Genomic DNA, 20,643 nt, shown 5'->3' on the forward strand with positions numbered 1-20,643 from the left:
AATATAATGAAATCAACCGCAAGTCTCATTAAAGAGAGTATGGATGATGGATTTATCGCTACTGCGTGAAAACGCCGGCAAGGCCTCGGCGCTGCTGCGCAGCCTGGCCAACGAGGACCGGCTGCTGCTGCTGTGCCAGCTGGTGGACGGCGAGAAGACGGTGTCGGAACTGGAGCGCCTCACCGGCATCCGCCAGCCCACGCTGTCGCAGCAGCTCGGCGTGCTGCGCAATGAGGGGTTGGTGGCCACCCGGCGCGAGGGCAAGTGGATCTATTACCGCATCGCCAGCAACGAGGCGATGGTGCTGCTGGACGCGCTGCACGCGCTGTTCTGCGGCGACGCCACGGCGCCGGCGGCGGATTCGACCGAGGAGGAGACGGCATGATCGACTGGAATCATTTCACCCCACTGGCGTCGCTCGCCGGCGGCGTGCTGATCGGCCTGGCGGCGAGCTGGCTGGTGCTCGCCAACGGCCGCATCGCCGGCATCAGCGGCCTGCTGGGCGGTCTGGTGGACCGCGCCGCCGACTGGCGCCCGCGCGCCGCCTTCATCGCCGGGCTGGTGCTGGCGCCGCTGCTCTACCGCGTGCTGGCGGGCGGCCTGCCTTCGGCCAACGTCACGGCCGCGTGGCCGCAGCTGGCGCTGGCCGGGCTGCTGGTCGGAGTCGGCACGCGCTACGCCTCGGGCTGCACCAGCGGCCACGGCGTGTGCGGGCTGGCGCGGCTGAGCCCGCGCTCGCTGGTGGCCACGCTGAGCTTCATGGCGGCGGGCTTCGTCACGGTGTATGTGCTGCGCCACGTTCTGGTCTGAGGGGGAGACATGAAAACACTATCGGCATTGCTGGCCGGACTGGTCTTCGGTCTCGGCCTGATCATCTCGGGCATGGCCAATCCGGCCAAGGTGCAGGGCTTCCTCGATCTGGCCGGCGCCTGGGACCCGAGCCTGGCGCTGGTGATGGCGGGAGCCATCGGCGCGGCCTTCCTGCCGTTCCGGCTGGCCGGCCAGCGCAAGAAGAGCTGGCTGGGTGAGCCTTTGCACCTGCCGGGCACGCGCGAGATCACGCCGCGCCTGGTGCTGGGCAGCCTGCTGTTCGGCATCGGCTGGGGCCTGGCCGGGCTGTGCCCGGGCCCGGCGCTGGTGTTGCTGGGGACGCTGTCGGGGCCGGCGCTGGTGTTCGTCTCGGCGATGCTGGCCGGCATGGAGCTGTTCCGCCTGCTGCAACACAAGCGGGCATGACGGCCTGGCTGCCCGGCTGGCTGCGCCATTACCGCCGCGCCTGGCTGCCCGGCGACGCCGTGGCCGGGGTGGTGGTGGCGCTGCTGCTGGTGCCGCAGGGCCTCGCCTACGCGCTGGTGGCCGGGCTGCCGGCCGAGGCCGGGCTTTACGCCAGCCTGCCGCCCTTGCTGCTGTACGGCCTGATCGGCCGGAGCCACGCGCAATCGGTCGGGCCGATGGCGCTGACCTCGCTGCTGGCGGCGGCGACGCTGTCGCGCCTGGCCGCGCCGGGCAGCACGGAGTACCTGGCACTGGCGGTGTGGCTGGCGCTGTTGTCCGGGGCGATGCTGGTCGCGCTCGGGGCGGCGCGCCTCGGCTTCCTCGCCGATTTTCTCTCGACGCCGGTGCTGGCGGCGTTTACCTCGGCCTCGGCGCTGCTGATCGTGCTGGCGCAACTGGCGCCGTTGCTCGGGCTGCACGGCGGCGGTGCCGCGCTGCCGGCGCTGTTGGCGGCCGTGCTGGACGGCTGGCAACGCTTCAACCCGTTGGCGCTGGGTGTGGGCGCGCTGGCCCTGCTGTGGCTGGCCGGGGCACGGCGCCTGCTGCCGTCGGCGCTGGCGCGCGCCGCGCCGGTGCTGGCGGTGCTGCTGGGCATCCTGGCGGTGCGCGAGGCAGGCTGGGCCACGCGGCTGCCGGTGGTGGGCGCGGTGCCCGCCGGGCTGCCCGCGTTGTCGCTGCCGCTGCTGCCCTGGGAGCGGCTTGCCGAGCTGATGCTGCCGGCCTTCTTCATGGCGCTGATCAACTACGTGCAGAGCCTGTCGGTGGCGCAGCTGTTGGCCGAACCCCGCCACGAGCGGGTGGAGCCGGACCGCGAACTGCTCGCGCTCGGCGTGTGCAACCTCGGCGCCGGACTGTTCGGCGGCTTTCCGGTCACCGGCGGCCTGAGCCGCTCGCTGGTCAACGCCGCCGCCGGGGCGCACAGTCCGCTGGCGTCGTGGATCAGCGCCGGCGGCATCGCGCTGGTGCTGCTGTTCGCCGGGGCCGCGCTGTCCAGCCTGCCGCTCGCGGTGCTGGCCGCCACCATCGTCGTGGCGGTCTACCCCAGCATCGGTTTTGGCGCCTTGCGCCAGGCCTGGCGCGCCGACCGCGCCGACGCCGTGGCGTTCGCGCTGACCTTCGCGCTGGTGCTGCTGCTCGGCGTCGAGAGCGGCATCGTCGCCGGGGTGCTGGTGTCGCTGGGCGCCTGGCTGTGGCGCAGCAGCCGGCCGCACATGGCCGAGGTGGGGCGGCTGCCGGGCACCCAGCACTACCGCAACGTCACGCGCTTTGCCACCGAGACGCTGCCCGGCGTGTTGTTCCTGCGCGTCGACGAGAGCCTGTACTTCGGCAACGCCCGGCTGGTGCGCGACACCGTGCTCGACCGCCTCGCCGAGCGGCCGCAGCTGAGCACGCTGGTGCTGATCATGAGCGCGGTCAACCGCCTCGACGCCAGTGCCGTGGCGATGCTGCAGTGGCTCGACGACAGCCTGGCGCTACGCGGCGTGACGCTGGCGCTGGCCGAGGTCAAGGGACCGGTGGGCACGGTGCTGGCGCGGGCCGGCCTGCTCGAGCGTTTCGCCGGGCGCCACTTCCTCTCCACCGACCAGGCCTGGCGCCACTACGCGCCGGCACCGGATTTTCATATCTGAAACACGGCGCACGCCGGCTGCAACTTTGCGCCGGCGATGGGTATCATAGGCTGGACATGAAAACCGTCCTCACCGCCGCCGCGCTGGCCCTGGCCCTGTCCGGCACCGTCTCCGCCCAGATCGACCTGCCCGAGCTGGGCGACGCCTCGTCCGCCTCGTTCAGCCCGAGCCAGGAAGCGGCGGTCGGGCGCGACGTGATGAACCGCCTGCGCGAATCCGGCGAAACCCTGGACGACGCCGACGTCTCCGCCTACCTGCAGGAACTGGGCGGGCGCCTGGCCCAGGCGGCGCAGGCGCCGGATCTGAACTTCTCGTTCTTCGCCGTCAACGACCGCAGCATCAACGCCTTCGCCATGCCCGGCGGCTACATCGGCGTGCACTCCGGGCTGGTGCTGACGACGCAGAGCGAGGCCGAGCTGGCCTCGGTGCTGGCGCACGAGATCGCCCACGCCAGCCAGCACCACCTGGCGCGCCTCAAGGCCGCCAGCGCGCCCAACCAGCTGTGGCTGCTGGCGGCGCTGTTGGCCGGGGTGCTGGCCTCGCGCGCCGGCAACTCCGACGCCGCCTTCGGCGCCATCAACGCCGGCATCGGCCTGTCGGTGTCGAGCGAGCTCGCCTACACGCGCGATTTCGAACGCGAGGCCGACCGCCTCGGCATGCAGTACCTCGCCGCCGCCGGCTTCGACGCGCGCGCCATGCCGTCTTTCTTCCAGCGCATGCAGCAGAGCAACCGCTTCAACGACAACAATGCGCTGGCCTTCCTGCGCTCGCACCCGGTCACCGGCGAGCGCATCAGCGAAGCGCAGGACCGCGCGCTGGCCTTTCCGCTCAGGATGCACGCCGACAGCACCGCCTACCTGCTGGTGCGGGAGAAACTGCGGCTGGCGACGCTGGGGCGTGAAGAGGCGCTGCGCTATTACCAGGCCGGGCTGAAGAGCCGCCAGTTCCTCAGCGAGGGCGCGCAGTGGTACGGCCTGTCGCTGGCGCGGCTCGCCGCCTCCCAGCCCGGTCCGGCGCGCGAGGCGCTGGCCGAGGCGCGCCGGCGCCTGCCGGCCAGCCCGCTGCTGTTCGGCCAGGAGGCCGCCATCGAGCGCGCCGAGCGCAACTGGACGGCGGCGCTGGACGCCTACCGGCGCGGCCTGGCGGCCTTCCCCGGCTACGGCCCGCTGCGCTACGGCGAGATCGACACCCTGCTCGACAGCGGCCAGCGCGAGGTTGCACTGACACGGCTGCGCGGCGAACTCAACCGCTATCCCTCCGAACCCGCGCTGTACCGGCGCCAGGCCGCCGTCTACGCCGACCGGGACAAGCTGCGCTACCACGCCGCCTTGGGTCAGGCGTTCTATTACGAGCAGCGCTACGAGGCGGCGCTGGAGCAATTCCAGTACGCCAGCCAGGCCCCGGGCGACGATTTCTACCTGCGTTCCTCGATCGAGGCGCGCATCCGCGAACTGCAGAACCGGCTCAAGGAAGAACGCCGCCAGGCGCGCAGTTGAGCCCGCCGCGGCCGTCCGCCGGCCCGGAATCGCAAAAAAACAACATCGTGCATCGCAGCAATTCAACTCGATCCGCATAATTTGCAGGAAATCACTGATTGCCTATTCCTTTCCGAACAGGGCAAGCTTTACACTGCGAAACTGATGAACAAACTGTTCGAAAATGAAAATTTCGATTCTGTTAATGTTCATTTTCAAACCAACCCCGGCGAAGTCGATTCATTCCTGAGCCGGGTGACGACACAGCGGGATCGGTCCCGACCGGTACCCAGAAAACCAGATGTGAGGATGAGAGATGGCTGCAACCTTCCCTGACGATATCGATCCGTTGGAGACGAAAGAGTGGCTGGATGCACTGCAATCGGTACTCGAAAACGAAGGTATCGAACGTGCCCAGTACCTGCTTGAGCATCTGGTCGAACGCTCCCGCGACGGTGGCGTCGATCTGACGCTGGGGTCCACCACCCCCTACGTGAATACCGTATCCCTTGACCGCCAGGCGCCGCTCGCCGGCGACCCGGCCGTGGAAGAGCGCCTGCGCAACATCGTGCGCTGGAACGCGCTGGCCACCGTGGTCAAGGCCAACAAGGGCAACGACATGGGCCTGGGCGGCCACATCGCCTCGTTCCAGTCCGCCTCCACGCTGTACGAAACCGGCTTCAACCATTTCTGGCACGCCCCGAGCGACGGCCACGGCGGCGACTTGGTGTACGTGCAGGGCCACTCGGCACCGGGCATCTACTCGCGCGCCTTCCTGGAAGGCCGCCTGTCCGAAGACCAGATGCTCAACTTCCGCCAGGAAGTGGACGGCCATGGCCTGTCCTCCTACCCGCACCCGTGGCTGATGCCGACCTTCTGGCAGTTCCCGACCGTGTCGATGGGCCTGGGCCCGCTGATGGCCATCTACCAGGCGCGCTTCATGAAGTACCTGGACGACCGCGGTCTGGCCAACACCAAGAACCGCAAGATCTGGGTGTTCTGTGGCGACGGCGAGATGGACGAGCCGGAATCGCTGGGCGCCATGGGTGTGGCCGCGCGTGAAGGCCTCGACAACCTGGTGTTCGTGATCAACTGCAACCTGCAGCGTCTGGACGGCCCGGTGCGAGGCAACGGCAAGATCATCCAGGAACTGGAAGGCGAATTCCAGGGTGCCGGCTGGAACGTGATCAAGGTGATCTGGGGTTCCAAGTGGGACGCCCTGCTGGCCAAGGACAAGACCGGCCTGCTGAAGAAACGCATGATGGAATGCGTGGACGGCGACTACCAGACCTTCAAGTCGAAGGATGGCGCCTACGTGCGCCAGTACTTCTTCGGCAAGTACCCGGAACTGCTGGAGCTGGTCGCCGACATGACCGACGACGAGGTCTGGGCGCTGAACCGTGGCGGCCACGACCCGCGCAAGGTGTACGCCGCCTACCACGACGCCTGCAACAACACCAACGGCAAGCCGACCGTGATCCTCGCCAAGACCATCAAGGGCGAGGGCATGGGGCACTCGGGCGAGGCGCAGAACACCGCGCACCAGACCAAGAAGATGGACATGGACTCCATCCGCCGTTTCCGCGACATCTACGGCATCCCGCTCAGCGACGAACAGCTGGAAAGCGTGCCGTTCTACAAGCCGGCCGACGACAGTGCCGAAATGCAGTACCTGCACGCCCGCCGCAAGGCGCTGGGCGGCTACCTGCCGGCGCGTAATCCGGTGAAGGAGCCGATGGCGATTCCGGAACTGTCCGCCTTCGACGCCCTGCTGAAGGACTCCGGCGGCCGCGAGTTCTCCACCACCATGGCCTTCGTGCGCATGCTGGGCACCCTGGTCAAGGACAAGCAGATCGGCAAGCACATCGTGCCGATCGTGCCGGACGAATCGCGTACCTTCGGTATGGAAGGCATGTTCCGCCAGCTCGGCATCTGGAACACCTGGGGCCAGAACTACGTGCCGCAGGACCACGACCAGCTGATGTTCTACAAGGAATCGAAGGAAGGCCAGATCCTGCAGGAAGGCATCAACGAGCCGGGCGCGATGAGCTCCTGGATCGCCGCCGCCACCTCGTACGCCAACCACGGCGTGCCGATGATCCCGTTCTACATCTACTACTCGATGTTCGGCTTCCAGCGCGTAGGCGACCTGGCCTGGGCCGCCGGTGACCTGCGCGCCCGTGGCTTCCTCTTGGGCGGCACCGCCGGACGCACCACGCTGAACGGCGAGGGCCTGCAGCACGAAGACGGCCACAGCCACATCCAGGCCGGCCTGATCCCGAACTGCGTGACCTACGATCCGACCTTCGCCTACGAAGTGGCGGTGATCGTGCAGGACGGCATGCGCCGCATGTACGTCGAGCAGCAGGACGTGTTCTATTACCTGACGGTGATGAACGAGAACTACGCGCATCCGGACATGCCGGCCGGCGCCGAAGCGGGCATCCTGAAGGGCCTGTACAAGTTCAAGTCGGTCGGCGACGGCGCGCTGCGCGTCAAGCTGATGGGCTCGGGCACCATCTTCAACGAAGTGATCGCCGCGGCCGACCTGCTGGCCAACGATTTCGGCATCGGCTCCGACATCTTCAGCGCCACCTCGTTCAACCAACTGCGCCGCGAGGGCATGGAAGCCGCCCGCTGGAACCTGCTGCACCCGACCGAAGCGGCCAAGAAGCCATATGTCACCGAGGTGCTGGAAGGTTTCGACGGCCCGACCATCGCCGCCACCGACTACATCCGCAACTACGCCGACCAGGTGCGCGAATACGTGCCGGGCCGCTACGTGGTGCTCGGCACCGACGGCTTCGGCCGCTCGGACAGCCGCCAGAAGCTGCGCGAGTTCTTCGAGGTGAACCGCTACTACGTCGCCGTCGCCGCGCTCAAGGCGCTGGCCGACGAGGGCAAGATCGGCGCCGACAAGGTGGCCGAGGCGATCGCCAAGTACGGCCTGAAAGCCGACAAGCAGCCTTCCTGGAAGGTGTAACCGGGGGAATGCGCGGGGAGGGCAGTGCTCTCCCCTGCTCCGCGTACCGTATCGACGCGGGGCGTCGTGCTGACGTCCCGCCGCACTTGAGAAAGCAACCATGAGCAATCTCATCGAATTGAAAGTACCCGACATCGGCGGCCACGATAACGTCGACGTCATCGAACTGTTCATCCAGCCCGGCGCCACCGTGGCGCTGGACGACTCGCTGATCACGCTGGAAACCGACAAGGCCACCATGGAAGTCCCGGCGAGCGCCGCCGGCGTCGTCAAGCAGGTGCTGGTCAAGGTGGGCGACAAGGTCAGCGAAGGCAGCGTGATCGCGCTGGTGGAAGCCGCCGGCGCCGCCGCCGTTGCAGCCCCGGCCGCCGCTCCGGCGCCAGCCGCGGCTCCCGCTCCGGTAGCCGCCGCCGCCCCCGCCGCGGCCGCGGCTGCCACCGGCCGTGTCGAGATCGCCGTGCCGGACATCGGCGGCCACGCCGGCGTCGACGTCATCGAGGTGACGGTGAAGCCGGGCGACGTGATCGCCATCGACGATTCGCTGATCACGCTGGAAACCGACAAGGCCACCATGGAAGTGCCGGCCACCGCCGCCGGCAAGGTGCTGGAAGTGAAGGTCAAGGTAGGTGACAAGGTCAGCCAGGGCGACCTGATCGTGGTGGTGGAAGGCGCGGCTTCGGCCAACGTGGCGGCGGCTCCGGCTGCCGCTGCCGCCCCGGTTGCCGCCGCCCCGGCTCCGGCTCCGGCTCCGGTGGCCGCCGCCGTGGCACCGGCCGCCAGCGCCAAGATCGACGAGGCCGCCTTCAGCAAGGCGCACGCCGGTCCGTCGGCACGCCGCTTCGCGCGCGAACTGGGCGTCGACCTGGGCAAGGTCCAGGGCTCCGGCCGCAAGGGCCGCATCGTCGAGGCCGACATCAAGGCCTACGTCAAGGGCGTGCTGAGCGCCCCGCCGGCCGCCGCCCCGGCCGCGGGCGGCAGCGGCACGGGTCTCGACCTGCTGCCGTGGCCGAAGGTCGATTTCGCCAAGTTCGGCCCGATCGAAACCAAGCCGCTGAGCCGCATCCAGAAGATCTCCGGCGCCAACCTCTCCCGCAACTGGGTGATGATCCCGCACGTGACGTTCAACGACGAGTGCGACATCACCGAGCTGGAAGACTTCCGCAAGACCATCGGCAAGGAATGGGAAAAGTCCGGCCTGAAGATCAGCCCGCTGGCCTTCATCATCAAGGCCGCCGCCGAGGCGCTGAAGGCCTTCCCGACCTTCAACAGCTCGCTCGACGGCGACAACCTGGTGCTCAAGCAGTACTACCACATCGGCTTCGCCGCCGACACGCCGAACGGCCTGGTGGTCCCGGTGATCAAGAACGTCGATCAGAAGGGCATCAAGCAGATCGCCAAGGAACTGACCGATCTGTCGCTGCTGGCACGCGAAGGCAAGCTCAAGCCCACCGACATGCAGGGCGCCACCTTCACCATCTCCAGTCTGGGTGGTATCGGCGGCACCGGCTTCACGCCGATCGTCAACGCGCCGGAAGTGGCCATCCTCGGCGTCTGCAAGAGCCAGATCAAGCCGGTGTGGAACGGCAAGGACTTCGCGCCGCGCCTGATGTGCCCGCTGAGCCTGTCGTTCGATCACCGCGTGATCGACGGCGCCGCCGCGGCGCGCTTCACCGTGCACCTGGGCAAGCTGCTGTCCGACGTGCGCCGTCTGATCCTCTGAGTTCGCGGACAAATCGACCGCGCCGCCCAAGCCGCGTCCCGGATGCCCGCCGTACCGTTGTACGGCCGGGCCCCGCGACCCCGCCCTGGGCGGCTCGCAACGATTTCTTCGCCAGCTCCCTGGTTCACATGACGATGGGACGCCGCACCGGCGGGCCCATCCCACATTCCTCATTCCACGCTTAGGGATAGAAACTCCATGAGCAATCTGATCGAACTGAAAGTCCCGGACATCGGCGGCCACAGCAACGTGGACATCATCGAGGTGTTCGTCAAGGCCGGCGACGTGGTCGCGGTGGAAGACTCGCTGATCACGCTGGAAACCGACAAGGCCACCATGGAAGTGCCGGCCAGCCACGCCGGCAAGATCGTCGAGCTGAAGGTCGCCGTCGGTGGCAAGATCAGCGAAGGCGACGTGATCGCTATCGTCGAGGCGGTGGGCGCCGCGGCCGAAGCGCCGAAGGCCGCACCGGCTCCGGCCGCTGCCGCGCCGCAAGCTGCCGCACCGGTCGCCGCGCCGCAGGCTGCCAGCCACGCCGGCGGTGCCGACATCGAATGCGACGTGCTGGTGCTGGGCGCCGGCCCGGGGGGCTACTCCGCCGCCTTCCGCGCCGCCGACCTCGGCCTCAACGTGGTGCTGGTGGAGCGCTACGCCACCCTGGGTGGCGTCTGCCTCAACGTCGGCTGCATCCCATCGAAAGCCTTGCTGCACAACGCGGCGGTGATCGATGAAGTGAAGCACCTGGCGGCCAACGGCATCAAGTTCGCCGAGCCGGAAATCGACATCGACATGCTGCGCGGCTACAAGGAAAAGGTCATCGGCAAGCTCACCGGCGGCCTCGCCGGCATGGCCAAGGCGCGCAAGGTGCAAGTGGTGCGCGGCGTCGGCAGCTTCCTCGACCCGCATCACCTGCAGGTGGAAACCACCGAAGGCGCGGGCCAGGCCAAGACCGGTGCCAAGCAGACCATCAAGTTCAAGAACGCCATCATCGCCGCCGGCAGCCGCGTGGTGAACCTGCCGTTCATCCCGCAGGACCCGCGCATCGTCGATTCCACCGGCGCGCTGGAACTGAAGGCCGTGCCGAAGAAGATGCTGATCATCGGCGGCGGCATCATCGGCCTGGAAATGGGCACGGTGTACTCCACGCTGGGCGCGCGCCTGGACGTGGTGGAAATGCTGGACGGCCTGATGCAGGGTGCCGACCGCGACCTGGTCAAGGTGTGGGAGAAGATGAACGCCCACCGCTTCGACAACATCATGACCAGCACCAAGACCGTGGCGGTCGAGGCCAAGGAAGACGGCATCTACGTGACGTTTGAAGGCGCCAAGGCCCCGGCCGAGCCGCAGCGCTACGACCTGGTGCTGGTGGCCGCCGGGCGCGCGCCGAACGGCAAGCTGATCGCGGCCGAGAACGCCGGTGTCGCCGTGACCGATCGCGGCTTCATCGAGGTCGACAAGCAGCAGCGCACCAACGTGCCGCACATCTACGCCATCGGCGACATCGTCGGCCAGCCGATGCTGGCGCACAAGGCGGTGCACGAGGCGCACGTGGCGGCCGAGAACTGCGCCGGCGGCAAATCCTACTTCGACGCCCGCGTGATTCCGGGTGTGGCCTACACCGATCCGGAAGTGGCCTGGGTCGGCGTGACCGAGGAAATCGCCAAGCGCGACGGCATCAAGATCGAGAAGTCGGTATTCCCGTGGGCCGCCTCCGGCCGCGCCATCGCCAACGGCCGTGACGAAGGCTTCACCAAGCTGATCTTCGACGCCGAGACGCATCAGGTGATCGGCGGCGCCATCGTCGGCACCCACGCCGGCGACATGCTGGGCGAAATCTGCCTGGCGATCGAAATGGGCTGCGACGCCACCGACATCGGCAAGACCATCCACGCTCACCCCACCCTGGGCGAGAGCATCGGCATGGCTGCCGAAGTGGCGCACGGCACGTGTACCGACCTGCCGCCGCAGCGCAAGAAGTAAGCGTAGCGGCAGCAAAAGACAAAGCGGCGGGCCATCCCGCCGCTTTTGTTTTGGTCCTGTCGGAATGAGGGGGTGAGAATCGCTCGGCGTACACGGCACACCCACGCCGCTCTTGGGTTTCGGCAGATAGCCTGAAAGCACGGGCGTTACGGAAGACGCAACAGGTCACGCCGACAGCGCCTTTAGCTTTGGTGGCGTGTACCGTTGGCCAGAACCCGCCGGGCTCGGTGGCGTGCCGGGAGAGGGCCCGCGGGTGCGACCGCCAGCAGGGCGGCTGGTGGCGAACGTCAGGAGGGCGCGACGGTGCGGCGGAGCTGAGCTGACCTGCGGTGTGCCGGCCTTGGTCCCAGCGTGTCTTTGCGCGCGGCCAGGCGGTGTTGCCGGCCACGGCCAGCGCCGCCATGCGGCGGAGAAGCCTTGGATGACCGGGCTAGGGCGCGGCGGGCGGCGTGGTCGCCGTGAAGTCGTTGCTGTCGCTCTCCGGTTCGGCCCAGCCGGGGCCGAACAGCTCGATCGGGTGCTGGGTGCGGTCGGAGCCGTTGCCGCAGCGCAACTCGTCGACCGAGCAATACTTGTCGCAGCCCCAGCAGATGCGCTCGGGGTGCGCGGGATGCAAGGGAAACTTTTTTGCCATGATGAGCTACCTACACTGAAGGGGCGGCCGCCGTTGGGGCGGTGTCGCCATTTTCGCATCCTGTTTCGTGTTATTCCTTGACCTGGGACAGGGTCTCCCGCCATCGACGCGCCGCCGGGGCTCGCCCCTTGCGCGGGCTTTCTTTACCATGAGGCTCATGACGTTCACCCACCCCCTCCGTCTGGCCGCGCTGGCGCGCGCCATGCTGCTGGCCGCCGTGCTCGCTGGCGCCGCGCCGGCCTGGGCGGCGCTGCCCTACAGCGTGGCGATCGACGCGCCGGACGAGATTGCGGTCTTGCTGCGCGAGCACCTCGATTTCGTGGCCGGCCAGAACGAGCCGGAGATGGACGAGGCGCAGCTCGAGACGCTGCGGCGCGAGGCGCCGGGGCAGGCGCAGGCCTTGCTGGAGACCGAGGGCTACTTCTCCGCCAAGGTGCGTCTCGACGAGGACAGCCACACGCCGCGCCGCTACCGCCTGGTGGTGGAACCGGGCGAGCCGGTGCTGATCGACGACGTCACGCTGCGTCTCGCCGGACCGGTGAGGTTGGCCGAAGACTACCCGCGGCGGCTGGCGCGCGCGCTCGAGCTGTGGCCGCTGCCGACCGCGGCGCGCTTCCGCCAGGCCGAGTGGGACAGCGGCAAGCGCGTGCTGTTGCGCCAGTTGCAGGTCGACGGCTACCCGCTGGCCAGGATCGCCACCAGCCGTGCCGACGTCGATCCGGCGACGCACCGCGCCACCCTCACGGTGGAGCTCGACAGCGGTGCGCCGGTGGCGTTCGGCGCCATCGCCGTGAGCGGCCTCAAGCGCTACCCCGAGGACGTGGTCACCGGCATGGCGCGTTTCCGCCCCGGCACCCCGTACACCCTGCAGGGACTGCTCGATTACCAGTCGGCGCTGGAGCAGTCGCCGTACTTTTCCAGCGTGGTGGTGAGCACCGACATGAGCCGCGTCGCCGACGGCCGCGTGCCGGTGGACGTGGCGGTGGAGGAGCTACCGCGCCAGAAGCTGACGCTGGGCCTGACCTACGAGGCCGACGAGGGACTCGGCGCGCGCATCGGCTACGACCACTACAACCTGTTCCAGCGCGGCTACATCGGCTCGGTGCTGCTGGAGCACAAGCCCAGCGAGCAGGCGCTCAAGTTCGGCCTGAGCTTTCCGCGCCAGTCCGACGGCTACTCGCACAGCGTCAACGCCGCCTTCAAGCACAGCGACGTGCAGGGGGTGAAGACCGATGCGCTGGAGGGCGGGCTGTGGCGCATCCGCAGCAACGGCGCGATTGAATCGCGCATCGGCCTGGAGTACCTGCTGGAGCAGGAAAGCGTGGCCGACGTGCTGAACCGCGACAACAAGGCGCTGCTGGTGAGCTACGGCTGGACGCGGCGCCAGCTCGACGACGTGCGCCGTCCGCGCGCCGGCACGCTGATCGACCTGCAGCTCTCTTCCACGCTGGGCGATACGCTGTCGAGCGCCGCCTTCGTGCGCGGCTACGGCAAGCTGGTGCATTACTGGACCCCGCGCAAGGAGTGGGGCACGCTGATCAGCCGACTGGAGCTGGGCGAAGTGTTCAGCAACAACCCCGAGCGCGTGCCGACCTCGCGCCTGTTCCGCACCGGCGGCGCCACCAGCGTGCGCGGCTACGACTACCTCGCCCTGGGCCTGCCCGGTCCGGATGGCTCGGTGCTGGGTGGGCGGGTGATGGCGGTGGGCAGCCTGGAATATCAGATCCCGGTCAGTCGCGACTGGTCCGTGGCGCTGTTCCACGACGCCGGCAACGCCGCCGACCGCTGGCAGGACTTTTCGCTGCAGCACAGCAACGGCGTCGGCCTGCGCTGGATGAGCCCGGTGGCGCCGCTGGCGCTGGATATCGCCAAGGCGCAGCAAGATGGCGGCATCCGCTGGTACCTGAGCCTGGGGCTGGCCTTCTGATACCACGCCATGACGCAAGCGCATCCCGATTCTCCTGACGACACTCCGGCTTCGGCCAACCCGCCGCCGCACCGTGGCTGGCGGCCGCTGCGCTGGCTGGCGGCCGGCGCGTTGGCGCTGCTGCTGGCGCTGGCGGCGCTGGCCGGCTGGGTCACGGCCAGCGAGCAGGGCTTCGCCTGGGCCTGGCAGAGCGCGGCCCGCTTCAGCCACGGCCGGCTCGGCGTGGGCGCGGTGCGCGGCACGCTGTGGCAGGGTTTCGAGCTGCAACGCTTGCGCTGGCAGGACCCGGCGCAGCGGCTCGAGGTGGAGCGGCTGCGCCTCGACTGGCAGCCCTCGGCGCTGTGGCGGGGCACGCTGCACCTGACGCGGCTGGAGCTGGGGCACGTGCGGCTGACCAGCCTGGCCGCCGCCGCGCCTGCCGCGCCGCCGCAACTGCCGGCGTCGCTGGCCCTGCCACTGACGGTGGTGCTGGACCGCTTCGCGCTTGCCAGCCTGACGCTGCTGCCGGGCGACGTGCGCCTGTACGATGTCGCCGGCACCTACCGCTACCAAGGGGGGCGGCACCAGGTGCAACTGGCGCGGCTGAACTCGCCGTGGGGCGGCGGCGGCGCGGCGCTGACGCTGGCCGATGCCCGTCCGTTCGCGCTCTCCGGCACGCTCTCGGCGCGCGGCACGCTGGAGCAGGTGGCGATCAAGGCCGACCTCGCCCTGGCGGGCAGCCTGGCCGATCTGCAGGTCCGCGGCACCGTTGCCGGACGCGGGCTGCTGGCCGAGGTGTCCGGACGCTTCGATCCGTTCGCCGCGTCGGCGCTGAACCGTTTCCGCCGCCTCGACGTGCGTGTCGGCGGCGTCAATCCCCAGGCACTGCAGCCGTCCTGGCCCAAGGCGCGGCTCAACTTCGCGGTGTACGCCGAGCCGGCCGCCGGCGCCACGGTGGCGGGCGGGCTGTCGCTGATCAACAGCGAGGCCGGCGCGCTGTCTGCCGGACAACTGCCGCTGGCCTTCCTCGCCGGCGAATTCCGCGTCCGTGGCCAACGCTTGACGCTGAACGCGCTGCAGGCGCAGCTGGCCGGCGGCGGCCGGGTGGCGCTGAGCGGGACCCTCGACGCGCAGGCGCTGGCGCTCACGGCGCGGCTGCAGGACGTGGCGCTGCGCGCCCTGCACGCCAGCGCGCCGGACCAGACCGTGGGCGGCACGCTGACCCTGGGCGGGACCCCGGCGCAGCCGACGCTGAGCGCGGCGCTGCAGAGCCGGCAGCTGGCGCTGGAGGTGCGCCTGGCGCGGGAGCCGGGGACGGCCCAGGCACTGCGGCTGGAGCACCTGCAACTTACCGCCGGCGGCGGTCGGCTGGCGCTGAGTGGCCGCGTCGAGCTGCAGCAGGCGCGCCGCTTCGAACTGTCCGGGGCACTGGAAAAGGCCGACCCGGCGCGCTTCCTCAAGGGGGCGCCGGCCGGCGACCTCAACGCCCGGCTGACGGCGCGCGGGCAGCTGGCGGCCCCGCTCGCCGCCACGCTGCGGTTGCAGTTCGCCCCGAGCCGGCTCTCCGGCGCGCCGCTGACCGGTCGCGCCGAGCTGGACCTGCAGCCGGGCCGTCTCAAACGTCTCGACGCCGACCTGCGCCTGGCTGACAACCGCCTGCAGGCCGCCGGCGCCTACGGCGCGGCGGGCGACCGGCTGAAGCTGCTGATCGACGCCCCCAACCTGCGCCTGCTGGGGCCCGGTTTCACCGGCCGTATCGGCGGCCAGCTCGATCTCGCCGGCACGCCCAAATTGCCGCTGCTGTCGGCCAACCTCAAGGCGGAACGGCTGGCGCTGCCGGGCGGCGTCGGCGTCGAGGCGCTGACGCTGGCGGGCGAACTGCAGGCCGACACCGCCAGCCCGTTCCGCGTGCAGCTCGCCGCCCAGCAGCTGCGGCTGGGCGAGTTCGGCGCCAGCACGCTGCGCCTCAACGCCGTCGGCCAGCGCAACCGCCACCGTATCGAGCTGGATGGCCGGCTCACCCTCAAGCAGCGCCCCTACACCCTGGCGCTGCGCGCCAACGGCGGCCTGGCGGCGGGCTCCACGCAATGGCAGGGCACGCTGCAGACACTGCAGCTGGCCGGCCAACCCGGCCTGACGCTGCTCGCCCCGGCCAGCCTGAGCGTGGGACCGCAGCGGCTGGAGCTGGGCGCGGCACGGCTGGCCATGCTGGGGGGGCAGGTCGAACTGCAGCAACTGCGCCGCGATGCCAGCGGCCTGTTGAACACGCGCGGCCGGGCGGCCGGCCTCCGCCTCGCCGAGCTGGCGCCGCTGCTGGCGCTGCCGCTGCAGCAGACGCTGGTGGTGTCCGGCGACTGGGCGTTGTCCGGGCGCGGCGTGCCGCAGGGCCAGCTCAACCTGCAACGTGTCGGCGGCGACGTCTGGCTGCCCGGCAGCAACGGCCGCCCGCTGGCGCTGGAACTCGGCACCAGCCGGCTCGGGCTGCGCCTCGACGCCAACCGCGCCCAGCTCGAGCTGCAACTGCAAAGCCGCTACCTCAACGCCAGCGGCAACGGCGCGCTGCCGCTGGCGGGCGGCATCGACGGCCGCACCCCGCTCGCCGCCAGCTTGCGGCTCGAGGTGCCGGCGCTGAAGGCATTGGCCGGGCTGGCCGGGCCGGGCCTGGAGCTGGGCGGGCAGCTGGCCGCCAACGTCACCCTGAGCGGCCCGCTCGCCGCGCCGCTGGCCTACGGCCGCCTCGACGGCAAGGGGCTGCTGTTCGCCGACCGCAAGACCGGGCTGAGGTTGGCCGAAGGCGTGCTGGAGGCGCGCCTGGACGGGCGTCGCCTGCTGCTTGACCGGCTGCGTTTCGCCAGCGGCGAGGGCGAGGCGCTGGCGAGCGGCGCGCTCGACCTCAAGGACCGCGGTCCCGACGCCACGGTGCGGCTGAGCCTGAAGCGCTTCAGTGTGTTCGACCGTCCCAATCGCCGGCTGGTGGTCTCCGGCGACAGCGACATCCTGTTCGTCGACAACAAGCTCACGCTGACGGGACGCCTGCGCGCCGACCAGGGGCGGGTGGAGTTGCCCAAGCAGGGCACGCCGCAGCTGTCCGACGACGTGCATGTGGTCGGGCGCGAGGCGCCGCCGCCGTCGGCGCTGGCCACGCTGCCGGTGACGGTGCGCCTCGACCTCGACCTGGGCGAACGTTTCCGCTTCACCGGGCAGGGGCTGGACGTGGAATTGAGCGGGGTGGTGCACGTCAGCGCCGCGCCCGGCGAGGCGCCGGCGGCGCGTGGCCAGGTGCGCGTGGTGAAGGGGCGTTACAAGGCCTACGGCCAGGATCTCGACATCGAATACGGCACCATCACCTTCACCGGTTCGCTCGACAACCCGGCGCTCAACGTGCGCGCCAAGCGTCGCCTGTCGCCGGTCGGGGCCGGGGTGGAAGTGGGCGGCAGCGTCGCCGCGCCGAGCGTGCGCCTGATCGCCGACGAGGCGCTGTCGGAGCGCGACAAGCTGTCCTGGCTGGTGCTCGGGCGCGCCTCGGTGGGCGGCAGCGACGACGCCTCGCTGGCCGCCGCTGCCGGGGCGCTGCTGGCCGGCACCATCAACGACCGCATCGGCCTGTTCGACGACCTCGGCCTGGTCAACCAGCAAGGCAAGACTCTGGCCGACGGCACGGTGAGCCCGGCGGAGCAGGTGGTGACGGTGGGGCGGCAGCTGACGCGCACCCTCTACCTCGGTTACGAATACGGCATCGCCAGCGCCAGCCAGGCGCTCAAGATGTCCTACCAGTTGTCCAAGGGCTGGTCGCTGGTGCTGCGCGCCGGCACCACCGCCTCGCTGGAAACGCGCTATACGCTACGCTTCGACTGAGTTTGCCCCGGCCAGCTGCGCCGTCAGCGCGTCAGCGCTTTGCGGCCGCCCGGTGAGGTAGCCCTGCACCACGTCGCAGCCGGCTTGGGCCAGGAAGTCGAGCTGTTCCTCGCTTTCCACGCCTTCCGCCAGGGTCTGCATGCCGAGCGCCTCGGCCAGCTGCACGATGGCGCTGACGATGGCGGCGTCGTCGCGGTTGTCGGGCAGGTTCATCACGAAGGCGCGGTCGATCTTGATCAGGTCGGGCGAGAAGCGCTTGAGGTAGGTCAGGCTGGAATAGCCGGTGCCGAAATCGTCCACCGCCAGGTGGATGCCCCGTTCCTTGAAGGCCTGCAGGTGGCGTACCGCCTGCTCGGCGTCCTCCATCAGCGTGCTCTCGGTCACTTCCAGCTCCAGCCAGCAGCTGGGCAGGCGGTGGCGCGTCAGCGCCGCCTCGACTTCGGCGAGCAGATCCGGTTGGCCCAGCTGCCGGGCCGAGACGTTCACCGCCACCCGCAGCGGGGTGCCGGCGGCGAGCCAGGCGGCGGCCTGGCGGCAGGCCTCGTCCAGCACCCAGCGTCCGATCTCCACGATCAGGCCGGTCTCTTCCGCCAGCGGGATGAAGCGTGCCGGCGAGATCAGCCCCTGCTCCGGGTGTTGCCAGCGCAGCAGCGCTTCGCAGCCGACCAGGCGCCGGTTGTCGATGGCGAACTGCGGCTGGTAAACCAGGTACAGTTGTTGCCGCTCCAGGGCCTGGCGCAGGTGGTTTTCCAGCGTCAGCCGCTCCGCCACCTGGGCGTTCAGCTCCGGGGTGAAGAACTGGTAGCGATTCCGCCCCTGCGCCTTGGCGTGGTACATCGCCAGGTCGGCGCTGACCAGCAGCTCCTGAAGCTCGCTGCCGTTGTCGGGGAAGAGGCTGATGCCGATGCTGGTGCTGATCGCCAGCGCCTGGCCGTCGATCTGGAACGGCCGGCGCAGGTCGTCGAGCAGGCGCTGCGCCAGTTGTGCCGCCTCGGCCGGAGAAGCCAGCTCGGGCACGATCAGCACGAACTCGTCGCCGCCGTTGCGGCCCACGGTGTCGCTGCCGCGCACCGTGTGCTGCAGGCGCTGCGCCACCTGCTTGAGCAGCTCGTCGCCGTGGGCGTGGCCCAAGGTGTCGTTGATGTTCTTGAAGTGGTCGAGGTCGAGGAACAGCACGGCGAGCCGGTTCTTCTGGCGCGCGGCGGCGCGGATGGCCTGCGCCAGCCGGTCGTGGATCAGCGCGCGGTTGGGCAGGTCGGTGAGGAAGTCGTGCTCGGCCATGTGGCGGATGTGGGCTTCCTGCTCCTTGCGCTCGCTGATGTCGGAGAACAGCGCCACGTGGTGGCTGACCTGTCCCGCCTCGTTCCGGAGCAGCGAAATGCTCAGCCATTCCGGGTAGATGGTGCCGTTCTTACGCCGGTTCCAGATTTCCCCGGCCCAGTGGCCGCGCTGCGCCAGCTGCTGCCACATCTTCTGGTAGAAGGCCGGCGGCTGGCGCCCGGACGACAGCAGTGACGGCTGCCGGCCGATCGCCTCCTGCGCCGAGTAGCCGGTGATGTCGGTGAAGGCGCGGTTCACCATGACGATGTGGTTGCTGGCGTCGCTGATCACGATGGCCTGGCTGCTGGTGTCGAAGATCTTGGCGGCCAGCCGCTGCTGCTGCTCCGCCTGCTGGCGCCGGCTCATGTCGCGCGCGCGCAGCGAACGGTAGGCGTGGTCTTGGTACTGCATGCTGGTGAGGCTGACTTCGAACGGCACGTTGTCCAGCACGGTTTCGTAGGTCAGCGGCAACGGCTGGCTCGACGGCGGCAGCAGCGCGGCGAGGCGTGGCCCGCGCTGGGCCGGGTCGTCGCCCAGCAAGGCGGCCGCGGCGGCGTTGAGGTAGCGCGGCGCGCCGTCCTCGTCGAGCAGCAGCACCACGTCGCTGGCATGGTCCACCATGAAGCGCGACAGTAATAGGTCGCGCGAGCGCTCGCCCAGTTCCTCCAGGCTGTGTTCCAGGTCGCGGTGATAGTGCGCGATCAGCCCCTTGATCCAGCGGTTCAGCCACCACGAGAACAACACCGCGCTGAAGAGCGCCAGCAGCGTGATCAGCCCGGTGGCGCTGATCTTGCCGGCCAGTTCGCGCCGCAGCGACTGTTGCCGGCTCAGGCGCTCGGCCTGCATGCGCTCGGACAGCGAGGCGGTGCTGATCAGCGTCCAGCCCCAGCCCGGTAGCTGCAGGACGTAGGCCGGCTGGCTCTGCGGTGCGGCCGAGCCGGTACCCGGCAGCAGGATCGAGGTGTTCTCGGTGCGCGGGCCGTGTTCCAGGACGCGGGCCAGCGAACGGGCGATGGCGCCGGGCAGCTGGCGGTAGTCGCGTCCCTGCCATTGCGGCTGGCCGGGGAACAGCAGCACCCGGCCGGCGGCGTCGAGGATCAGCAGCTGGTCGTTGCGGTCGCGCACGCTGCCGCCCAGCACGGTCAGGCCCTGCCGTTGCATGTCCTGGTCCACGCTGGCGATGTATTCGCCGGCGCCGATCAGCCAGCCGAAGCGCTCGAAGCGCCGCGCGTAGGCGATCTTGTCGGCCATCACGGTGCTGCCCGGCGCGAACCAGCGATAGCGCGTGAACCCGGCGCCGGACGGCTGCTTCACCACGCGTAGCAGGTTCTGCATGATGTAGGTGCCCCGGTCGTCGCGGTTGTCGAGCAGCGAGCTGCCTTCCCGTTCCGGCGCCGTCGGCAGCAGCACGCAGCGGCCGTCCAGGGTGTCGATGAAGATATAGCCGCGGCCGTCGAAGAAGCGCAGCGGGCGCAGCGTCTCGCGGATCAGGGCGCGCAGCTGGTCGGGCGGCAGTCGGTCGTGCTGCTGTTGCCAGAGGCCCTCGGCGAGGGTGTAGGCCTGGTCGACCTGATGGCGCAGGCGGCGTTCCAGCGTGCTTTCGGTCTGATGGCGCAGCGACTCCAGCAGCGCGGCCGCCTGCTCGCCGTGGGCGCGCAGGTCGGCCTCGACGTCCTTCAGAACCTCCTGCTCCTGTTGCTGCTGGGCGCGCGCGAAATCTTGCTCCTGGCTGTACAGGAAATAGCCGGTCAGGCTGCCTGCGAGCAGGAAGATGATGAGCAGTGTGCCGGCCAGCTGCAAATGCGCCAGCCGTTCCTGGGTAAGCTGCATGGAGAAAAACCGGTGGGGGGGTGACGGATTATACCTT

Annotated in this window: 12 protein-coding genes; 10 read left to right on the plus strand and 2 right to left on the minus strand. The window is 69.6% G+C overall.

Annotated features, from left to right (window positions below; genetic code table 11):
- The first annotated feature begins 43 nt into the window (after positions 1-43).
- The 8 genes from ABKF58_RS06450 to lpdA all read left to right on the plus strand — a co-directional run bounded on the left by ABKF58_RS06450 (position 44) and on the right by lpdA (position 11,061).
- Positions 44-385 carry an ArsR/SmtB family transcription factor gene (locus ABKF58_RS06450; protein ID WP_008952064.1) on the plus strand — a complete coding sequence of 114 codons (342 nt, stop codon included), beginning with the start codon at positions 44-46 and terminating at the stop codon, positions 383-385.
- Entirely contained in the window at positions 382-810 is a 429-nt protein-coding gene (locus tag ABKF58_RS06455) for a YeeE/YedE family protein (protein WP_482583877.1), read from the plus strand. Before ABKF58_RS06450 ends, ABKF58_RS06455 begins: the two co-directional genes overlap by 4 nt.
- A gap of 9 nt (positions 811-819) precedes the next feature.
- The gene (locus tag ABKF58_RS06460; RefSeq protein WP_014088672.1) at positions 820-1,236 is read left to right on the plus strand and encodes a DUF6691 family protein; all 417 of its coding nucleotides are present in this window, start codon (positions 820-822) and stop codon (positions 1,234-1,236) included.
- On the plus strand, positions 1,233-2,903 hold the full coding sequence (locus ABKF58_RS06465; RefSeq protein WP_482583878.1) for a SulP family inorganic anion transporter: 1,671 nt from the start codon (positions 1,233-1,235) through the stop codon (positions 2,901-2,903). Before ABKF58_RS06460 ends, ABKF58_RS06465 begins: the two co-directional genes overlap by 4 nt.
- A 56-nt stretch (positions 2,904-2,959) precedes the next feature.
- Positions 2,960-4,399, plus strand: a complete 1,440-nt coding sequence (locus tag ABKF58_RS06470) for a M48 family metallopeptidase (RefSeq protein WP_482583879.1) — start codon at positions 2,960-2,962, stop codon at positions 4,397-4,399.
- Between the two features lie 295 nt (positions 4,400-4,694).
- Entirely contained in the window at positions 4,695-7,361 is a 2,667-nt protein-coding gene (gene aceE, locus ABKF58_RS06475) for a pyruvate dehydrogenase (acetyl-transferring), homodimeric type (protein ID WP_014088669.1), read from the plus strand.
- 100 nt (positions 7,362-7,461) lie between these two features.
- A complete protein-coding gene (aceF, locus tag ABKF58_RS06480) occupies positions 7,462-9,081 on the plus strand; it encodes a dihydrolipoyllysine-residue acetyltransferase (RefSeq protein ID WP_482583880.1) in 1,620 nt (539 codons plus the stop codon).
- A gap of 198 nt (positions 9,082-9,279) precedes the next feature.
- The gene (gene lpdA / locus ABKF58_RS06485; protein ID WP_482583881.1) at positions 9,280-11,061 is read left to right on the plus strand and encodes a dihydrolipoyl dehydrogenase; all 1,782 of its coding nucleotides are present in this window, start codon (positions 9,280-9,282) and stop codon (positions 11,059-11,061) included.
- A gap of 430 nt (positions 11,062-11,491) precedes the next feature.
- Here lpdA and ABKF58_RS06490 read toward each other — a convergent pair whose 3' ends face one another.
- Positions 11,492-11,695, minus strand: coding sequence for a DUF3079 domain-containing protein (locus ABKF58_RS06490; RefSeq protein WP_008952072.1), 204 nt, complete (start codon positions 11,693-11,695; stop codon positions 11,492-11,494).
- A 157-nt stretch (positions 11,696-11,852) separates the two neighbouring features.
- Between ABKF58_RS06490 and ABKF58_RS06495 the strand changes: the two genes are divergently transcribed.
- Together ABKF58_RS06495 and ABKF58_RS06500 are read left to right on the plus strand one after the other, a co-directional pair.
- Entirely contained in the window at positions 11,853-13,622 is a 1,770-nt protein-coding gene (locus ABKF58_RS06495) for an autotransporter assembly complex protein TamA (RefSeq protein WP_482583882.1), read from the plus strand.
- Positions 13,623-13,631: 9 nt separating this feature from the next.
- On the plus strand, positions 13,632-17,456 hold the full coding sequence (locus ABKF58_RS06500; protein ID WP_482583883.1) for a translocation/assembly module TamB domain-containing protein: 3,825 nt from the start codon (positions 13,632-13,634) through the stop codon (positions 17,454-17,456).
- On the opposite strand, the gene ABKF58_RS06505 is transcribed toward ABKF58_RS06500, so the two are convergent.
- Complete coding sequence (locus tag ABKF58_RS06505; protein ID WP_482583884.1) at positions 17,442-20,606, minus strand: bifunctional diguanylate cyclase/phosphodiesterase; 3,165 nt, start codon at positions 20,604-20,606, stop codon at positions 17,442-17,444. The two genes, ABKF58_RS06500 and ABKF58_RS06505, sit on opposite strands and share 15 nt — an antisense overlap.
- Positions 20,607-20,643: the final 37 nt, after the last annotated feature.

The organism is Pseudogulbenkiania sp. AW2-16 (genome assembly GCF_056824575.1).